This is a genomic window from Methanosarcina soligelidi, assembly GCF_000744315.1.
GTDB classification, from domain to species: domain Archaea; phylum Halobacteriota; class Methanosarcinia; order Methanosarcinales; family Methanosarcinaceae; genus Methanosarcina; species Methanosarcina mazei.
In genome coordinates, this window is the sequence record NZ_JQLR01000001.1 from 67,132 (window position 1) to 85,386 (window position 18,255).

Annotated in this window: 22 protein-coding genes; 15 read left to right on the forward strand and 7 right to left on the reverse strand. The window is 42.9% G+C overall.

Going from position 1 to position 18,255, the window contains the following annotated elements:
- Positions 1 to 283: 283 nt before the first annotated feature.
- The 14 genes from M886_RS18495 to M886_RS18505 all read left to right on the forward strand — a co-directional run bounded on the left by M886_RS18495 (position 284) and on the right by M886_RS18505 (position 7,438).
- Positions 284 to 421, forward strand: coding sequence for a hypothetical protein (locus tag M886_RS18495; RefSeq protein ID WP_155395186.1), 138 nt, complete (start codon positions 284 to 286; stop codon positions 419 to 421).
- Between the two features lie 13 nt (positions 422 to 434).
- Positions 435 to 587, forward strand: a complete 153-nt coding sequence (locus M886_RS00300; protein ID WP_226987683.1) for a desulfoferrodoxin FeS4 iron-binding domain-containing protein — start codon at positions 435 to 437, stop codon at positions 585 to 587.
- A 94-nt stretch (positions 588 to 681) separates the two neighbouring features.
- A complete protein-coding gene (locus M886_RS00305; RefSeq protein ID WP_015411234.1) occupies positions 682 to 912 on the forward strand; it encodes a DUF2180 family protein in 231 nt (76 codons plus the stop codon).
- A gap of 11 nt (positions 913 to 923) precedes the next feature.
- The gene (locus tag M886_RS00310; RefSeq protein WP_015411235.1) at positions 924 to 1,145 is read left to right on the forward strand and encodes a DUF2180 family protein; all 222 of its coding nucleotides are present in this window, start codon (positions 924 to 926) and stop codon (positions 1,143 to 1,145) included.
- 198 nt (positions 1,146 to 1,343) lie between these two features.
- Complete coding sequence (locus M886_RS00315) at positions 1,344 to 1,691, forward strand: carboxymuconolactone decarboxylase family protein (RefSeq protein WP_015411236.1); 348 nt, start codon at positions 1,344 to 1,346, stop codon at positions 1,689 to 1,691.
- A 203-nt stretch (positions 1,692 to 1,894) separates the two neighbouring features.
- Positions 1,895 to 2,380: a desulfoferrodoxin family protein gene (locus tag M886_RS00320; protein ID WP_048050443.1), complete on the forward strand. Its 486-nt coding sequence runs from the start codon at positions 1,895 to 1,897 to the stop codon at positions 2,378 to 2,380.
- Between the two features lie 4 nt (positions 2,381 to 2,384).
- A complete protein-coding gene (locus M886_RS00325; protein ID WP_235203833.1) occupies positions 2,385 to 3,797 on the forward strand; it encodes a cytochrome c family protein in 1,413 nt (470 codons plus the stop codon).
- 167 nt (positions 3,798 to 3,964) lie between these two features.
- Entirely contained in the window at positions 3,965 to 4,651 is a 687-nt protein-coding gene (locus tag M886_RS00330; protein WP_011032585.1) for a flavodoxin family protein, read from the forward strand.
- Between the two features lie 104 nt (positions 4,652 to 4,755).
- Positions 4,756 to 5,391, forward strand: a complete 636-nt coding sequence (gene afpA, locus M886_RS00335) for an archaeoflavoprotein AfpA (protein WP_048050444.1) — start codon at positions 4,756 to 4,758, stop codon at positions 5,389 to 5,391.
- Positions 5,392 to 5,439: 48 nt separating this feature from the next.
- Positions 5,440 to 5,946, forward strand: a complete 507-nt coding sequence (locus tag M886_RS00340; RefSeq protein WP_048050445.1) for a ferritin family protein — start codon at positions 5,440 to 5,442, stop codon at positions 5,944 to 5,946.
- Positions 5,947 to 6,086: 140 nt separating this feature from the next.
- Entirely contained in the window at positions 6,087 to 6,266 is a 180-nt protein-coding gene (locus tag M886_RS19015) for a hypothetical protein (RefSeq protein ID WP_235203834.1), read from the forward strand.
- Between the two features lie 99 nt (positions 6,267 to 6,365).
- On the forward strand, positions 6,366 to 6,602 hold the full coding sequence (locus M886_RS17425; RefSeq protein ID WP_053228857.1) for an FprA family A-type flavoprotein: 237 nt from the start codon (positions 6,366 to 6,368) through the stop codon (positions 6,600 to 6,602).
- Between the two features lie 454 nt (positions 6,603 to 7,056).
- Entirely contained in the window at positions 7,057 to 7,200 is a 144-nt protein-coding gene (locus tag M886_RS18500) for a hypothetical protein (protein WP_015411241.1), read from the forward strand.
- Between the two features lie 91 nt (positions 7,201 to 7,291).
- Positions 7,292 to 7,438, forward strand: a complete 147-nt coding sequence (locus tag M886_RS18505) for a hypothetical protein (RefSeq protein WP_160173147.1) — start codon at positions 7,292 to 7,294, stop codon at positions 7,436 to 7,438.
- A gap of 181 nt (positions 7,439 to 7,619) precedes the next feature.
- Here the strand turns inward: M886_RS18505 and budA are convergent, their stop codons facing one another.
- Complete coding sequence (gene budA, locus M886_RS00350) at positions 7,620 to 8,486, reverse strand: acetolactate decarboxylase (RefSeq protein WP_048050446.1); 867 nt, start codon at positions 8,484 to 8,486, stop codon at positions 7,620 to 7,622.
- Positions 8,487 to 8,548: 62 nt separating this feature from the next.
- Here budA and M886_RS00355 point away from each other — a divergent pair, with 62 nt between their 5' ends.
- Entirely contained in the window at positions 8,549 to 8,791 is a 243-nt protein-coding gene (locus M886_RS00355) for a hypothetical protein (RefSeq protein ID WP_048050447.1), read from the forward strand.
- Between the two features lie 482 nt (positions 8,792 to 9,273).
- Here M886_RS00355 and M886_RS00365 read toward each other — a convergent pair whose 3' ends face one another.
- From M886_RS00365 to M886_RS00390, 6 genes are all read right to left on the reverse strand, one after another.
- Entirely contained in the window at positions 9,274 to 10,266 is a 993-nt protein-coding gene (locus tag M886_RS00365) for an isocitrate/isopropylmalate dehydrogenase family protein (protein ID WP_048050448.1), read from the reverse strand.
- Positions 10,267 to 10,331: 65 nt separating this feature from the next.
- A complete protein-coding gene (locus M886_RS00370; protein WP_048038653.1) occupies positions 10,332 to 10,892 on the reverse strand; it encodes a manganese efflux pump MntP in 561 nt (186 codons plus the stop codon).
- Between the two features lie 81 nt (positions 10,893 to 10,973).
- Positions 10,974 to 11,864 carry a DUF7714 family protein gene (locus tag M886_RS00375; protein WP_048050449.1) on the reverse strand — a complete coding sequence of 297 codons (891 nt, stop codon included), beginning with the start codon at positions 11,862 to 11,864 and terminating at the stop codon, positions 10,974 to 10,976.
- Between the two features lie 119 nt (positions 11,865 to 11,983).
- Positions 11,984 to 12,490, reverse strand: coding sequence for a homoaconitase small subunit (hacB, locus tag M886_RS00380; protein WP_048050450.1), 507 nt, complete (start codon positions 12,488 to 12,490; stop codon positions 11,984 to 11,986).
- A 162-nt stretch (positions 12,491 to 12,652) separates the two neighbouring features.
- On the reverse strand, positions 12,653 to 15,172 hold the full coding sequence (locus M886_RS00385) for an oligosaccharyl transferase, archaeosortase A system-associated (RefSeq protein WP_048050451.1): 2,520 nt from the start codon (positions 15,170 to 15,172) through the stop codon (positions 12,653 to 12,655).
- Between the two features lie 332 nt (positions 15,173 to 15,504).
- Entirely contained in the window at positions 15,505 to 18,027 is a 2,523-nt protein-coding gene (locus M886_RS00390) for an oligosaccharyl transferase, archaeosortase A system-associated (protein WP_048050452.1), read from the reverse strand.
- Positions 18,028 to 18,255 lie beyond the last annotated feature (228 nt).

An 18,255-nucleotide genomic window follows, 5' to 3' on the forward strand; every position in this document is an offset into this window, starting at 1 on the left:
AAAGAAATAACCAAACCATATAAACCTTATCGAGAAGCGGATATTTTTCATGCCGTGTTTTAAATGGGGAAAAAAAGAGACATAAAAAAAGATAATTAGGATATTTTAAAGTAAGTTTTCCGCCAGAAAAAGGAAAAGATTTATATTGTAAAGATGTGGCGCGTCGAAATAGACAGAAAATTTCGCAGCCGTTAATTAAGAAAAATCAGGGATACGGACGGTGGAAATAGAAAAAGAAAACCCTGAAAGCCCTGATATAAACATATGAAAAAAATAAGAAATATTGGAAGGGAATGGGGAGACCTATGTTACTTTTTTAAAAATCCTTAGAATTATATACAAAGAATGGTTAATGAGTATGGATGTTGTGAAATTCGGAGCCTTCTCCGAAGATTACAGGGCAAGGGGAAAGCCCGTGTAAGAATTTTAAAAAATTGGAACCAGAAGGAGGTGAAGTAGCTGTGGGCGTATCCAAGAAAGGAGAAAAATACCTCTGCGAGATCTGCGGTAATGAGGTCACCGTAACAAAAGTCGGAGGCGGAACGCTTGTTTGCTGTGGGGAAGAAATGACCCTGATAGAGGAATAATGAAAGAGCCAGAGACTTTCTCATATAAAAATTAAATCAGACCTGAAATAACTGGTACTGGAATAATGTTTTCTGATCTGGAGGTCGAAGAGCAATGAAATGCTACGAGTGTGCCCTTGAGGGCAAAGATACGGATGCTGTGGGAATTTGTATCGTATGTGGGAGAGGGGTTTGCAAAGAGCACCTTATCCATGAGGAAACCCCTGTATGGGAAGGCAACTATCCAATTCAACTCAAGCCCGACCAGGAACGTATAAAAAGAATTGTCTGTGTACCCTGCCACATAGCTTTGAAAGAGAACTGTCTGTTTAACGAAGTGTGTTGAGGTGGTCAAATATGCTGAAATGTTACGATTGCCTTGAAAATAATAAAGATAGTGAAGCAGTAGGAGTATGCATCGTCTGCGGAAAAGGCCTTTGCATGGAACATATCAAACAGGTAGAATTTCCAATGAAAGGGGGATACCCTCTACCTGAGCTAAAACTCAAGAAAGATCTTCCCAGAATGATGTGCCGTGAGTGCATCGACGCTACTGTTGGAGAAGATTTCTGCGTATAATTCTATGATTGAATATGCGTAGAACTGGATTTTTTCTTTATCCGGGGTAGAACAGTAGAAAGATTGCGGAAAGATAAAAGTCAAAATAACTGTAGAATGATGACCCGTACGCAGACGGCATTTATCAGAGCAATTAGAAATATCTCAAGAAATATAACAACTAAAAAATAAAAATCATTTAAAAAAGGAGGCTATCAATTGACAGAGCATAAAGAAGTAGTGGAAAGTATCGGAAAAAAAATGGGATTCAAGCCCAATATCCTTGAAACGCTAGGGGAACTCGATCCTGAATTTCTCGGAAAATACAGACGCTGCGACGGAAAACTCCTATCGGATGGAGCCCTGCCCGCAAAAACAAAGATCCTCATGGCTCTTGCAGTTGTGGCATCCAAACAGTGCGAATCCTGTACCGTAGCTCAGATGAAAAGCGCCCTGAACCATGGAGTAACCAAAGAAGAAATCATGGAGACCATGGAAGTTATCTTTATCACCTCAGGAGCTCCGGCTGTAGCTGCATGCAGGGAAGCCCTGAAGCTTCTGAAATAAATCATTCGGAAGTTGCATGGAATACAGGCCTGTTAACCTGGCTGAGTACTTGATTATAGATTAGATGCAGAAATGAATAGTATGTATCCAGAAATCCCTGTGGAAAACTCCCGGATACATACATTCTAAATTCAGGAAGGGTAAAAGCTCGAAGTAAAAACATACTGAAGAAGCAAGATTGTAAAAAAAGGTAGGTTATTACCATGATAGGAAATGAAGAAAAAATAAATAAGCCAGCAGATCCGGCAAACCTTACAGAAGGAGAGAAAAAACACGTACCGGTTATTGAAGCTTCTGAAATGGTAATTACAGGAGAGCCTTTTGAAGTTGCCGTCACGGTTGGCAGTATTCCCCATGTAATGGAAGAAAAACATTTCATAGAATGGGTTGAACTTTACCTGCACAACAAACTTGTGGGGAGAAAAGAGCTGGATCCTTCCGGAGAAAAAGTTGCAAAAGTGATCTTCAAAGTGGAAGCCGATGAGGCCCTGATTGCTATCAAAGAAATAGAAACATGCAGGGTCCGTGGAGTTAATATCTGCGGCAGCTGCGGAGAGAAATCAGTAATAGCAAACCTTCGTGCAGTGGAAAAATGCAATGTCCACGGCATATGGGAAGAATACAAAAAAATAGAGATAATGTCAGGGGAAGAAAAAGAAGAAGGCAAAAAATGCGTCTGGAAAGCCTGAAAATTTGAACAAAATAACTGGGGGAGAGGCAGTGAAAAGCCCGGGACTTCTAAGTCTAATCATTACTATTCTTTTTGCAGGATTGATCATATTTGCCGGAGCCGCAGAGCCGAGTGGACCCGGAGATTTCACATCCAATCAGTTTTCGAAATCAGGAATCTGTTCGAACTGCCATGGGAGCAGTTTCGGAGAATGGGCCGGCTCCATGCATTCGCTTGCAGACAGCGACTTTTTTTACAATGCAATGCTTCAGGAATATGGTGTAGCTGCAGAAGCCCAGGGGCTTTCCCCGGAGTTTTGTTCCCGTTGCCATACCCCTATAGGAGTGGTTTCTTCCGAAATACCTCCCCTTGATGGGTCTCACCTGAGCGAAGTTTCAAAGGAAGGGGTACAGTGTGACTTCTGCCATGTAGTTGCCGAAAGCGAAGGGATCGGAAACGCCCCCTATATCCTTGAACCGGGAAGTGTAAAATGGGGAAACAGGGAGGATGCAGAGTCTCCATCCCACGAAACAGAAGGACATGAGTTTTATGACGATTCAGCATACTGCGGCATGTGCCATAACATCTACCATCCGGTAAATAATTTGACTCTTGCAGCCACATATACGGAATGGGAAGAAAGCCCTTACGCTGAAAATGGGGTAAACTGCCAGGCATGCCACATGACCCCCGGAATTGTTAAATTCGAAAAAAATCCGGGAAAAGCTGCCTCATCAGGCCCTAAGAGGGAACATGTTTATACTCATCACTTTGTGGGTGCAAACGCTTTCGTAACCGGTGAAATGGGTGAAGGCAGGCATGAAAAGAGAGCTATTGAGTATCTCCAGAACGCCGCAAAACTTGAAGTAAATGCTTCTGATTCGGCTGAACCTGATGAGAATGTGGAAGTTGAAGTCAAAATTACGAATGTAGGAGCAGGGCATAAAATTCCAACCGGAGTCACCGAAGAAAGAGAAATGTGGCTTGAGCTTACGGTAAGTGATTCAGAAGGGAAGGCACTTTATCATTCCGGAGCTCTTGACAGCAACGGTGGAATTGACCCCGAAGCAACTGTCTACCACACAGTCTTTGCTGATGCCGATGGAAAGCCAACAGTCAAGGTGTGGGAGGCAGCAAGCATCCTTTCAGATAACAGGATAGGTCCGAAAGAATCCGTAATTGAAAAGCATTCTTTCATAATGCCTGAAAATGCTTCAAACCCTATCAGTACAAAAGCAATTCTTCACTACAGGTCGGCTTCTCAGGTGCATATTGACGAGCTTTTCGGAGAAGGAGCCTATGATGTGCCTGTAATTGATATGGCAACATACCCTGAAGAAGAAGAAAAATCATCAACTCCTGGATTCGGAATGCTTGGAGCAGTCGTCGCCCTCTCTCTGGGCAGCGTCTTCAGAAGGATTATTCAGAAGGATTAAGAAGTAAAACGGAAGGAAAAACTAAAAATCAGGGTTAAAATCGTAAGGGCATAAGATTATTGCCCTGAAGCCACAACATCATATGGATGAATCCGGAAGTTGCCGACTTCGATAAACCCTGAATCTGATTCAAAAGACCCTTAATTTAGAGATACAGGAGAAGGGACATGCAGGAAACCGAAGCCAAACCTATAAGGATCCTGGGAATATCGGGAAGCCCCAGAAATATGGCAACTGATTATCTGGTTCAGGAAGCCCTGAAAATCGCAAAGGAGAAGTATGGTGCAGAGACGGAATATTTCTCCGCAAAAGGAAAAAAACTGAATTTCTGTATCCACTGTGATTTCTGTATTAGAAAGAAAGAAGGCTGCATCCATAAGGACGACATAGCGGCTGAACTTTACGATAAAATGATCTGGGCAGATGCCTGGATAATAGGAACTCCTGTTTATCAGGGAACAATAAGTGCCCAGACTAAAACGATAATGGACCGCTGCAGGGCTGTGGTCGCAAGGGACCCTAAAGTATTTTTAAATAAAGTAGGGATGGGGATTGCGGACGGAGGAGACCGCATAGGCGGACAGGAACCTGCTATTCAGACAATTCATACTTTTTACATAATTAATGAAATGATTCCTGTTGGAGGAGGCTCTTTCGGGGCAAACCTGGGAGGCACCTTCTGGTCAAAGGACAAAGGGGCAGAAGGGGTTTCTGAGGATTCGGAAGGCATGCGGAGCCTTAGAAGAACCCTTAAGAAGCTTATCCAGACAGCCCAGCTCGTAAAGAGGGCTGATGCCTCGGAAGAGCCTCAAACTCCTGCGCCTGAAATATCCGGAGAAGCACATAAGCAGTAACTCCAGGCGGGGTAAAGGGTTAAAGATTCGGAAGTCCGGGAATAATCACATGATCATGGTAATAAGTCATCAGAGATTGGATTGAAGCCCAGGAAGGTGTTATCTTGGTAGAATCGTTAGACAAACAGGTTAAACGCATAGCATGGGGAATTACAGGTTCCGGAGACCAGATGATTGAAACTTACAGCATTCTGGTAGACATAAAGAACAGAACAGGCGTTGAGACAATGGTTTTCCTGTCCAAAGAAGGGGAAACCGTAATGAAGTGGTATCATCTATGGGATAAAATTCAAAATGATTTCCCTAATTTTAAAGTGGATGCAGGCCCTAACTCTCCATTCATTGCAGGTCCGCTGCAGATGGGATATTATGATTTCCTGCTGATAGCCCCGGCAACCGCCAATACAGTGGCAAAAATAGTGTACGGAATTGCAGATACCCTTGTTACGAACGCGGTGTCTCAGACAGCAAAAGGAAAGACGCCCATATTCATCCTTCCTGTGGACCAGAAAAGGGGAACTGTAAAAACTGCCGCACCCAGTGGCAGGGCGTTTGAGCTTACAATGCGTGAAGTAGATGTTACAAACTCGGAAAAGCTTGCGCAGATGGAAAACATAAACATACTTGCCAGCCCCTATGAAATATATGACATATTCGGGATTGAGAGGCCTACTGAAGATATAACTGTAAAAGTTAGGGAACAGAAGAGAAAGAAAGCAAAGAAAGTAGCCGAGAGTTAAAAACTCTTAAAATAAAGGGAAACCTGAAAAATAAAATGGGGGAAAAATATGGAAAGCGCATACCAGAACACTGTAGATGAAGTAAGGAGTCTTAAAGGAATTGAAGAAGCTCTGGCTCTTGCAATTGAGAGAGAAAAAGAAGCAAAAGACTTCTACATGCAGCAGGCTGCCATGATGGAAAACCCGAAATTTAAGGAGCTTTACGAGCACCTTGCAGGCGAGGAAGTAAAGCATCTGGGTTATCTCGAAGAATACCGCGATAAAAAGGAACTGCCTGTGATCAGTACGGAAGTTCCCAGCGGGCAGTCTTTCAGCCCTGAGTTCGATCCGGCACGGACAAAAGTGGGAGAGATTACCCTCGGAGATGCAGGCATACTGCTGGCAGCCATGAGGCATGAGAGAAAGAGTGAAGACTTTTATTCCGAGCTTGCAAAAAAAACAGAAGACGAAAATCAGAGAAATTTCTTCCAGATGCTGTCAGGGTATGAAAGAGAACATTATGAGATTATTGACAGTTACCTGGAAAATGTTACCAGTTTCCGCATGCAGACCTGAAAAGTATAAAAGGCTATCAGCGTATGGAAACTGGGGTAACAGGCGGGACAGCCCAACTTGCCAGAGGAGTCTACCGGGCAGGATAAATTGACTGGAACGGCAGGGAAACATCAGGGACTTTCACGGGTTTACCACCTCAGGTGGGACGACCTGTAACTCCTGCCTTATTGTCGGAGAAAAATTACCTTATTGATACTGTGAAGGCTCCTTTTGCAGAAGAAATGCTGAGATGCATACGCCAGTTTATTGACTTCTCGAAGCTCGATTATATAGTAGTAAACCATATGGAGCCTGACCATAAAGTTCCCTGCTGGAGCTAAAAAAGCAGGCGACGCAAAAATCCTCATCACAGGAAAAGGAGTCGATATTCTAACGGCTACTTCAAAGATTCCGGCAGTAAGGACTGGAATCTTGAGATAGTGAAAACTGGCGATGAGCTTGACCTTGGAGGCAGGACCCTCATTTTCCTTGAAGCTGCCATGCTTCACTGGCCTGACAGTATGAAAATTTTTCAGAAAGAGGACAGGATTCTCTTCTCAAACGATTGTTTCGGGCAGCATTTAGCCTCAAAGAGGTATGATTTTGAAGTAGGAGACGCCCTTCCTGACGCTGTAGAGTATTATGCAAACACTTTAATGCCTTTCCACATATCCTAACACTTTAATGCCTTTCCACACTCCACTTCTCCGCTTTCAGGGAGTTCTGGAAAAACCTGGAGTCGAGCCCCTGCAGATAGCCCTTTCCCATTAAATTATATGGAAACAGGATCTCAAGCATCAAGATGACCTTTTTACTTGTTCCACCTGTTAGAAGGGCTGATTTTTAGTTAATTAGCGGCATAAAGCTTTTTTTCGCTTGCTCCGTTTCGCTCAGGAGACTAATTTATGAATTAGAAAAGTGAGCTTCGTCCATGAGGACTCACAGATCAGGCATTGCTTTTTTTGAAAACATTTAGAGGTTATTTAAGATTTACTTTTTGGGCATTTTCAGATTCGATAGCCGTAGAGGTTAGAAATATTCAGTCCTGAGATTTATTAGAAAAATACTTTCACCCTGCTTGGCGGAAGTTAATAAGTACAGAAGTCGTTTTCAGGAGTAGAGGTGAATACAATGGAAGAGATATTCAAAGGATTGGTAGAACGAGCTCAGTACTATGAACAGTTTGAGAGCTTCAGAAACCGGGATATTTCTGGACAGTTCGGGGATATAACAGAAATGAACCTGAGGATAAAAGTTTCAGTACCGAATATGTGAGACCGGAAAGGAATTAACAATTGTATCCGGAATATGCTGGAAACGGTAAATCCGGATAATGAAAGCTGCAAATCTCTAAAAAGGCGGAATGTTGAGATTTAACCTCTCAACACAACAAAAATTAAAAAAATCAAATGAAGAGGATGAAAAAGAAAAAGAAACGAAACTAACAGACAACCGGACAGACAGACCTAAAAAATTAACAAGATCGATATTAGAAAAACAGAAATTTAATTAAGAAGAAGTGAAGGATTAAATGAAAAATTCGAAGGGAGTGGAGGGGAAAAAAACATAATTTTTAACGAGTAATTTTTTAATGATTAATGAAATTTTTGAGGGGTCAGAAAATAAAAAAATAAGAGAAGAAAATTTTTTTCAAAATGCGACTGGAAATAACGCAAAACTTTAAAGTCTGGAGATTACTTTTCAACTTTTTCCAGATCTTCCTGAAGGTTCTGGCCAAGTTCCGCATTATAGAAGTCTTCGCTGGCAGGAAGCTCCATAAAGAATATACTGGTGATATCAAGTGAAGCATCTCCTTTTTCCATTTCAAGGTCAAGAACGTGCCCGCCTGCGCTTCTGTTCTCTGTGATAAAGTGAAGGTGATATCCCGGCACATTTACTCCCTTTACGTATTCGGGAGTTCGGAATCCTACCAGTGTACCGCTTACATTTTCAAATTCAAAGACGGACTGGGAAGATACTGCATCTGCCAGTTGGGGATAAGGCTTCTCCTGCCGGGGTACACTCCGTGCTTTTACGTAAGAGAAATTTCCGTCAACCTTTACCGCATAAAAAAGATTTTCCGAAGGCAGATTAAGGTCAAGAAAATCTTCGAGCTCGGAAAGGCTTACGGGTTCCTCAAGCCGAAAAGTTTCATCGGCTTCAAAATAGGTGACAGTGGCAAAAGGAGTTGTTATTTTCCCGGAAACAGGATAAGCGACACCATCTGTTTTTATTTGATAGTAATTGCCATCAAGAGCGAGCATTTCCCCTTCGAGCCCATCAAAAGTCCCTATACCAAAGTCCCCATGAGTTTTAAGATCAGAAACAGGCAGAACCCCATCATAGACTCCCAGAAGCAGGGCATCAATTGTTGATACCTGATAGAGCACATCAGAGGCATTATTGCTGATAGCCGGAACTGAGTTCTCAATACTTTCGGCGTTGCAATTTTTGCCAGAGGTCTCAGGGGTGTTGCCAGCAAAACCTGTGCAGCCTGAAAATAAAGTAAATGAAGTAACTGCTAAAAGGATTAAAACGATTAGAAAATATTTTATGTTCATCCGTGTTCCTCACAGAATTCTTTTAAAAAATTATTGTTTCTGAAATTACAAATAATTTTAGTATGTTTTTGAAAATACTCACAATATTTATAAGAAATGAAGCTGAAGTACTCTATGGGAAAGGGAACAATATGGAAGAATATTTTGAATATCTTGTTGAGAGGGCACGGTATTATGAAAGGTTTGAAATTTTTAGAGAAGAAGGCCCGAAGGTCCAGATCGGTTTAAACAGGAGTGAACATATCAAGAAAGAGATATCTGTTATTGAACTCTTTTTCAAGCAGGATTCGGAAAATAACAGTTAAGGATCAGGAAAAAAGTTAAGAATAAACTGCAGATATCATACAAATAATTTTTAAAGGAATTTCCTGTTTTTTCCGAACAGGCTACTCTTTAACCAGCATTATTCTTGCCGGAGTCCGACCGCGCCCTTAAGAAGGGGCAGGCCAGGGGATGTATATCCCTATATAGAGACTCCCTATATAGAGACCCCGAGGTTAAGCCAGATAAAAGGACCATGTTATTAATGAGCGGCTCACGAACTTCTTCATCTTCTTCATGCCTGTTTACTCTCAGATGATAAAACTCCGGGCTTTTGACGCCGGCGTCAACAGGATTCCTGTAAATTTTCGAGGTTTCAGATTCTGAGTTAAAGTTCTGCATTATCCTGAATTAAGGCTCTGCATTATCCTGAATTAAGGCTCTGCATTATCCTGAATTAAGGCTCTGCATTATCCTGAATTAAGTTTCTGCATTATTCTGAATTAAGTTTCTGCATTATTCAGAGTTAAAGGTTCTGCATTATATACTTTGCAACCGCATTTCCCACTTCTGCAGTGCTCGCCCTGCCTCCCAGGTCAGGAGTAATTATTTTTTTCTGAAGGAGGTCAGCTATTGCAGCATCAATTAGTCGGGCTTCGGGTTTGCCCATCCATTCGAGCAGCATTTTTACGCAGAGAATTGCTGCAAGAGGGTTTGAAATTCCCTTTCCCGCAATATCAGGGGCACTCCCGTGCACGGGTTCAAAGAAGGCGTACTTTTTCCCTATATTGGCGCTAGGGACAAGCCCAAGGCTTCCCACAAGGGCTGCACACATATCACTCAGGATATCTCCGAAAAGGTTTGTCGTTACCACAACATCATACTTTTCAGGGTGCATCATAAGGCTGTAAGCCATGGAGTCAACCAGCATGTCTCCATACTCAACTCCATAAGAGCTGGCAATGTCCCTGCAGACATCAAGGAAAAGTTTGTCTGACTTCAGGACATTGGACTTGTGGACAATGGTTAATTTGCCGGACCTTTTTTTTGCAAGCTCGCAGGCGTATTCCGCAATCCTCTCAGAACCCTTTCGGGTTATCACCCTTTTTGTCCAGGAAAGATCATGTCCTATCTCCTCGATCCCGGAATAAAGCCCTTCAGTATTTTCCCTTACGATAATGAAATCAAAATCGCTTCTTCCGGAAACTCCCACAACGCCAGGAAGGGGTTTTACAGGCCTGACATTGGCGTAAAGGTCAAGCTCTTTCCTGATAGTCAGGAGAACACTTTTATAACCTGGGTCAGGTACCGTGGTGACTGCTCCAAAAAGCACAGCATCGCAGCTCTTTATAGTATCCACATCTTCTTCTGACATTGCAGTGCCTGTTCTTTCCCACCTTGCATAGCCGATTTCCAGAGGCACTTTTTCGAATTCAAGCCCGAAGGCGTCCAGGACCTCAACAGCTGCGGGAATCACTTCCCTGCCGATACCGTCACCTTCGATTACTGCGAGTCTCATGGTACTGCATCTATGGCTTGAGGTATATGAATCTGGCGTAACTTTATAAGATTCTAAGGTAATTTTTAGATCCAGGCCATATGTTCGGCAAGGATTTTTACTCCAAGCCCTATAAGGATCAGCCCGCCCAGGATTTCAACCTCATTCTCGAAAAAGTGGCCGATCCTGTACCCAAGAACTGCCCCGCAAAAAGACATGACAAATGTTACACAACCTATAATAATTACGGGCTCAAGAATGGGCGTCCCCAAAAAAGCAAAGCTGATCCCCACTGCAAGGGCATCTATACTTGTTGCGACTGCTAAAAGAAAAAGCATGGAGTAATTAAGGGAATTTACCTTTCCGTCCGGATCTCCATAGAGAGCTTCAGAGATCATTTTGCCCCCGATGAAAGCCAGGAGCCCGAATGCAATCCAGGGGGCATAATCCGAAACAAAGCCGCTTACCGCACTTCCCCCAACCCAGCCCAGTACCGGCATCATGGTCTGAAAGCCCCCGAAAAAAACAGCCAGCTTGAGGGCATCACTTATCTTAAACGGTCGGACCGTGGTGCCGCTTGACATGGAAACTGCAAAAGCATCCATTGCAAGCCCCAACCCTAAAAGGAAATTTGTAAGAAAAGACATGAAAAAGTTACTCCGCCTTCGTTTTGTACATGAGGTCCGGGATAATAGGTTATCCGGCACTTAAAGGTTTTCCGGCCGCATTTACCGGTCCTGGGCGGAACTGTTTTTACTCCTGATCCTGGTTACGAGATTTCGGACCGCTTCGGCAACCTGGTATTCCGATGCTCCCCAGTGGACAACAGCCCCTTCAAAACCTGAAATATTCACAAGCCCTGACTTTTCCGACCTGCAGCAGCGTGTAATAAAGGGTTTTGAAGGCACAACTATTTCGGATTTAAAAGGGCAGATGTTTATGAAAGAATATTCAAGTTCAGGAAATCGCATCTCAAAAAGAGTCTTTGAGATTTCACATCCTACAAGCAGGTGCCCGTCTTCGGTAAGAGTATCCGAGTCCAGGCATTTCCCTTCAAGTCCTGATGAACTGCATGGGAAGACGGTTTTTTCCCCTTCAAAACGCCTGAGGTCAACAATATTCTCAGTAAACCTTACCTGCAGATCTCCGAAAATCCCGCTTGCTTCAAGTCTCCTCACTACCTGGGAAAGCCATGCAGGCTCAGGCGGAGCGACATCAAGAATTTCTATTTCGAGAATAGCGGAAGGGTCCGGCTCGTGGACTATGGTAACATGCCTGTCCATACCCGTAAAAATGACAGTGTTTACCCTGCCGGTACAGAGTTTTAACGACGTCTCGATCAGGAGGGCACGGTCTTTGATGTTCAGTTCCTTATCATATTTGACAACCTCTTCTCCTGAGGCTATCGTCTCAAGGGCTTCCACTTTCCTTAGAAACCCGTCTCCGCTTTTTTTAACGCGGTAAACTGTATACTCAGAACTGCCTTTCTCAGAACTGCCTTTTTCGGGTTTTTCCCTTTCTTCAATAAGATACTCCGTAAGGAAATAAACCGGCTCCTCAGTGCCTTCGGGGAGCGCTTTAGTCACTCCCACATATTTGTACTCGTCTGGAAAAATCATAAATATCGCTTTTTATACCGTTACCCTGCTAATCTGATCAATCTATAGATCAGGCAACAAAGCAGTATTTCATCAATTTTACTATAATTCTCCGTTAAACTGATTTATTTAATTGTCCGTTAAGCTGATTCTTCTTTCTCATGGTCCCGGACTTTTTTTCTATGGGCAACAAGCCCGCCGTCAGTGAGCATATCGAGAAGGAAGTCAGGAAGTTTGTTCCCCCTGAAAACACCTTTTCCGGAAACTTTAACTTCACCTTTAAGCAGGTCAACTTCAATTTCGTCCCCTTCCTCACATTCAATGCCTGCTTCCATTAGAGGAAGCCCAACATTAATTGCATTCCTGAAAAAGATCCTTGCAAAAGATTTTGCGACTATACAGGCTATCCCGGCGTGCTTCAAAGCCAGAGGCGCCTGTTCTCTTGAAGACCCGCACCCGAAATTGTCCCCTGCAACAATAATATCTCCGGGCTTTGCTTTCTTTGAGAACCCGGGGTCAATACCTTCCATTGCGTGAGCCGCAAAGACCTGCATATCCTTTGTCCTCAGGTATTTTCCCGGAATGATTACATCAGTATCTATATCGTTTCCGAATTTCCAGACCCGGCCTTTAATAGGGTTTTCCATCACACGTCACCTTTGAAATAGGTTTATTAATAGTATATTTAAGTAGCGGGCATGAGAGGAAAAAATAATAAAGGAAATTAAAGGCTGGAAGAAAGCAGATGTGCGGAGAACTGAGCTTCACATCTTGCTGCTTGAATTTTTACTTCCAGACGAAATACTCCTTCAAACCTTTATTTCTTCTCCATTTAATACTGCTTCTTCACTTACCCTTACTTCTCTGGTATCCCCATAGCTTACAACATAAGCGCCTGTCGGTGCAGTGTCGAACTGTGTTTCTCCGGGGATGGGGCCTTCGGTTGAGTAAGGAACAATAAACTCATACCTTCCTTCAGAGTCAGAAGTTGTGGACTGGGAATACTCAAACGTTCTTCCCTGGCCTGTCAAAATTGTTGTGTTTATATTGACAGTTTCATTGGGGGAAACTGTTCCTGTAATCTTTGCACCCTTTACGTACTCGAAAATCTTGACATAGCCGGAGTCAACTTCAGGGATGCTGCTGCCATAAAGGAAATTATAGACCTGCTTGTATCCTGCTTCCTGGGTTTGATAAGCCCACGTTTCATAAACAAGACGGTACTGTTTAAGCCCGTTTCCGTCCAGAAAATGGAGTCTGGATTCCATCGAATCAAAATAACGTTTGGAAGGGAGGTACTGGTAACCGTTACCTGTCCAGTAAGGTTCCATATACCCTTCGGTATCAAGAGTCCATTCAGGCATTGCCATAAATATGTCTACAGCCATCCTCTCATCGGACATAATGTAACGCGCCCCGGATTTTTCAGGGTCGGGGTGGATGGCTTCAAGCACTTCAGTTGCTTCTTCTTCGGATTGGGCAGTTAAAAAGGGAGCTGCACCTGGCATATTTGTTTCATTAATGCTTCCTCTGCGCCCACCTATCCCTGCCTGGAAAGGGTTCGCGTTGGGCATCCTGTGGCCCAGGGTTTCTATGTAATGACCATAGTCCCACCAGGACATGACCCCATATGCAGATTCAGGGTAATCGAAAAGCTTCCCGGCTTCAGGGGCTTCATAAATAGCGTTGTAGTCCATTCCTGGGTCAGGAGTGCTGGATTTGAGCCACAAACAGGCTTCTATCCATGCCCAATCCGGGTCATTTGAACCTGTTGATTGTACCATTGCAGCCCCATATACAGGGTAGATAAGAAAAACTGCTATAGCCAGGACCGCAAGAACCTGCTTTGCCCTGACGGACTTCAGGAAACCCGGAATATCTGCAGGAGATTTTACACTGGACTTGAATTTTTCATCAAGTTCATTCCACTTTACCTTTTCAAGGAGTAAACCTCCTATGTAGGCACTGAGAATTGAAACATTTATTGAGTAATAGTATGCGAAGCGGTTCTGGCCATAAATTGCAAAAAGCATCAAAATACTCCAGACCAGAACCAGCACTTCTTCAGGTTTTGCTTTCCGGATTACGCTCACAAGAAGGATAATTAATCCAATTATTGAGGCAAAAAATCCGGAGACTGTGAAGTTTCCAAAGGCTCTCGATAAAGTGAAAGTGCCTCCATAATAAAACATAGAGGAAACTTCACCAATTGTAGCCGCTCCTCCTGTCAGGACCCCAAATACGGTATTCGGAGCGCTTATAATAAGAGAATAAACGGACGGAGATGCAAATCTTATTGCAAGGAGTCCCAGGAAGCCAAGTAAGAATATTGCCAGAGGATAGTAGTAAGCTTTTAGATTCCTGTTTTTAAATTCCCTCTGGATAAGACTCAGAGCTGCAAAGCCTGCCATAGTGCCAATGGCTGTCGCCACATGGAACCAGGTGTAATAGTACATTGAAAAGCCCAGTTCAGGATGAATAAAAGGAAGAATAAGAATCGCACTTACCAGAAATGTGATAATACCTGTGAACCCGAGATAATCACTCGATTCACCATTAAAGTTATCAAGGATATACTGGACAACAGCATAAACCAGGGCAATAAACAAGAAAAGAGAAGCTCCTGGCCAGGAAAGCTGGTAAGCGGAATACATGACACCAGCAATTATAGAATAAATAAGCGGTTCCTTAACCACATTGAAGTTTTTATTGAATAAATCTTCAAAACGCAAATTCTTTTTCTTTGCAGTGATTATTGCCAGCATGAAAAACATCATGAAGAATGTGCTAAATAGAGACTCGGCCACGTGATGGTCCGTGAAACCAATAAGTGAGCGTGACAAAAACTGTCCCGGAGCAAAAGCAATAAGGACTGCAGCGAGGATGCCGGTTTTACGGCCTCCGAGGTATTTTCCGATATAGTAAACAGGAATAACAGTAAGAGCACCCAGAACTGCAGGGAAATAAGCTCCTACAGTATTGATAAGATCCTGACTCGGGCTTCCCAGTCCTAAAATTAAGGATGTTATCGCCATCATCTGGTCGTAAAGAGGACCGAAATGGATGTAACTGCCATTGGGATAATTGGTCATAGGGTTGAAAAACATCCTTTGAGGATAATTTTCGAGAAGAACATTCAGGGTGCGCATATGGTACCAGGGATCGTTACTCGTGAACTTTACAAATCCGTTGGACAAAAACACATGATCGTAAGGGCGCATTCTGACCCACAGGGAAACAAAGCCAATTATCGCAACTGCCAGGGTATAAGGCAAGCTGGACTTTATTCTAGACTTGAACGTTGTTGCAGGATGATTCTCAGAATTCATAGTAATTCCTTTTAGGACTAGATTTTTACAATCAAATATATAATTTATGTGAGAAGAAAGTAGAACAGATTTTATTAATTAAATCTGAAGGTTTATAATTTTATCCCGGTTTCGATCTCGCCAGCCATCTCCACAAAAAAGAATTCTGACAGAGAATTTACGGCAGATAAATCACAAAAGGCGGAAAGACTAAAGAAAGATATGAAGAGAGATATGCAGAAAGAAACGCAGTTTAGATTTTCAGGTGCAGTTTAATTTTTTCTGCACATCTCAGGATCTGCATATCCCGGCACATATTAGCTTTAGATCCCGCTTCCGGCTTTATGTTGCCATTAGATTTTTACTTCCTGTCCATTCAGCACTGCTTCCTCATTCACCCTTACTTCTTTTGTTATATCCCCATAGCTTACGACATAAGCGCCCGCAGGTGCAGTATCGAACTGTGTTTCCCCGGGGAGGGGACCTTCTGTCGAGTAAGGAACAGTAAATTCATACCTTCCTTCAGAGTCAGAACTTGTTGACTGGAAATACTCAAACGTTCTTCCCTGACCTGTCAAAATTGTTGTGTTTATATTAACGGTCTCATTGGGGGAAGCTGTTCCTGTGATTTTAGCACCCATTACATACTCGAAAATCTTGACATAGCCGGAATCAACTTCAGGGACGCTGCTTCCATAAAGTAAATTATAGACCTGCTTGTATCCTGCTTCCTGGGTTTGATAAGCCCAGGTCTCATGGACAAGGCGGTAATGTTTAAGCCCATTTCCGTCCAGAAGGTGAAGCCTTGACACCATTGAATCGAAATAACGTGTGGAGGGAAGATACTGGTAGTCACTGCCAGTCCAGTAAGGCTGGTAGTAGCCTTCGGTATCAAGGGTCCAGGCAGTCATTGCGTAAAACTTGCCAGTGGCCATTTCAATATCCGAGATGATATAGCGAGCGCCTTCTTTTTCAGGGTCGGGATGGATAGCCTCCAGCACTTCAGTTGCTTCTTCTTCAGACTGAGCTGTAAAGAAAGTAGAAGAGCCAGGCTGATTTTCTTCCTCCATGCTTCCCCTGCGTCCTCCGATTCCTGCCTGGAAAGGATTTGAATTGGGCATCCTTTGCCCGATAGTTTCAATCCAGTGACCATAATCCCACCAGGACATAATTCCGTATGCAGAATCAGGATAATCGAAAAGCTTCCCGTCTTCAGGAGCTTCGTAAATTCCGTTATAATCCATTCCCGGGTCAGGAGTATAGGATTTGAGCCAGAGACACGTTTCTATCCAGGGTCCATCAGGACCACCTGTGCCTTTTGTAAGTTCCATTGCAGACCCGTACACAGGATAAATAAGTACAACCACTATAGCCAGGACCGTAAGAACCTGCTCTACCCTTAGGAACTTCAAAAAGCCCGGAATATCTGCAGGAGATTTAACAGTGGACTTGAATTTTTCATCAAGTTCATTCCACTTTACCTTTTCAAGAAGTAAACCTCCTATGTAGGCACTGAGAATTGAAACATTTATTGAGTAATAGTACGCGAAGCGGTTCTGGCCGTAAATTGTGAAGAGAATTAAAACACTCCAGACAAGAACCAGTACCTTTTCAGGTTTCGGTTTCCGGACAGCATTTGCAATCAGGACGAGCATTCCAAGCAAAGAAGCAAAGAAACCCGAGGCAGTAAAGTTTCCAAAGACTCTTGAGAGGGTAAAAACCCCACCGTCGTAAAATATTGAGGATACTTCGGCAATCGTGGAAGGACCGCCTGTCTGGACTCCAAATACGGTATGTGGAGCGTTTATAATAAGTGAATAAATGGGTGGGGACGCGATTCTTATTGCAAGGAGTCCGAAAATGCCAAGTCCGAATATTGCCAGAGGATAGTAGTAAGCTTTTAGATTCCGGTTTTTGAATTCTCTTTCAATAAAGCTCAAAATTCCAAAACAAACTACTATTCCGGTGGCTGTTGCAACGTGGAACCAGGAGTAATAATATAGAGAGAATCCCATATCAGGGTGGACAAATGGAAGTATAAGTATTGCACTTACCAGAAATGTGATAATACCTGTGAACCCGAGATAATCACTCGATTCGCCATTAAAGTTATCAAGGATATACTGGACAACAGCATAAACCAGGGCAATAAACAAGAAAAGAGAAGCTCCTGGCCAGGAAAGCTGGTAAGCGGAATACATGACACCAGCAATTATAGAATAAATAAGCGGTTCCTTAACCACATTGAAGTTTTTATTGAATAAATCTTCAAAACGCAAATTCTTTTTCTTTGCAGTGATTATTGCCAGCATGAAAAACATCATGAAGAATGTGCTAAATAGAGACTCAGCCACGTGATGGTCCGTGAAACCAATTATCGAACGTGACAAAAACTGTCCCGGAGCAAAAGCAATAAGGACTGCAGCGAGGATGCCGGTTTTACGACCTCCGAGGTATTTTCCGATATAGTAAACAGGAATAACAGTAAGAGCACCCAGAACTGCAGGGAAATAAGCTCCTACAGTATTGATAAGATCCTGACTCGGACTTCCCAGTCCTAAAATTAAGGATATTATGGCCATCATCTGGTCAAAAAGAGGACCGAAATGGATGTAACTGCCATTGGGATAATTGGTCATAGGGTTGAAAAACATCCTTTGAGGATAATTTTCGAGAAGAACATTCAGGGTACGCATATGGTACCAGGGATCATTGCCCCCAAACCTTACAAACCCATTGGATAGAAAAACATACTCAGACGGACGTGTTCTAATCCACAGGGAAACAAAGCCAATTATCGCAACTACCAGGGTATAAGGCAAGCTGGACTTTATTCTAGACTTGAACGTTGTTGCAGGACGATCCTGAGAAACCATAATAATCCCCTTCAAGAGGTTCATTTCGCGACAAATATATAATTTGTATTAGAAGAGAATCAGAGAGATTCAAAGGTTATGTATATTTCGGTTCTACTTACTCGGTTTTATTTATTCGGTTTTATTTATTCAGTTGTATTTATTCGGTTTTATTTATTCAGTTGTATTTATCCAGTTGTATTTATTCAGTTGTATTTATTCGGTTTTACTTTTCCTGTATTACTTATA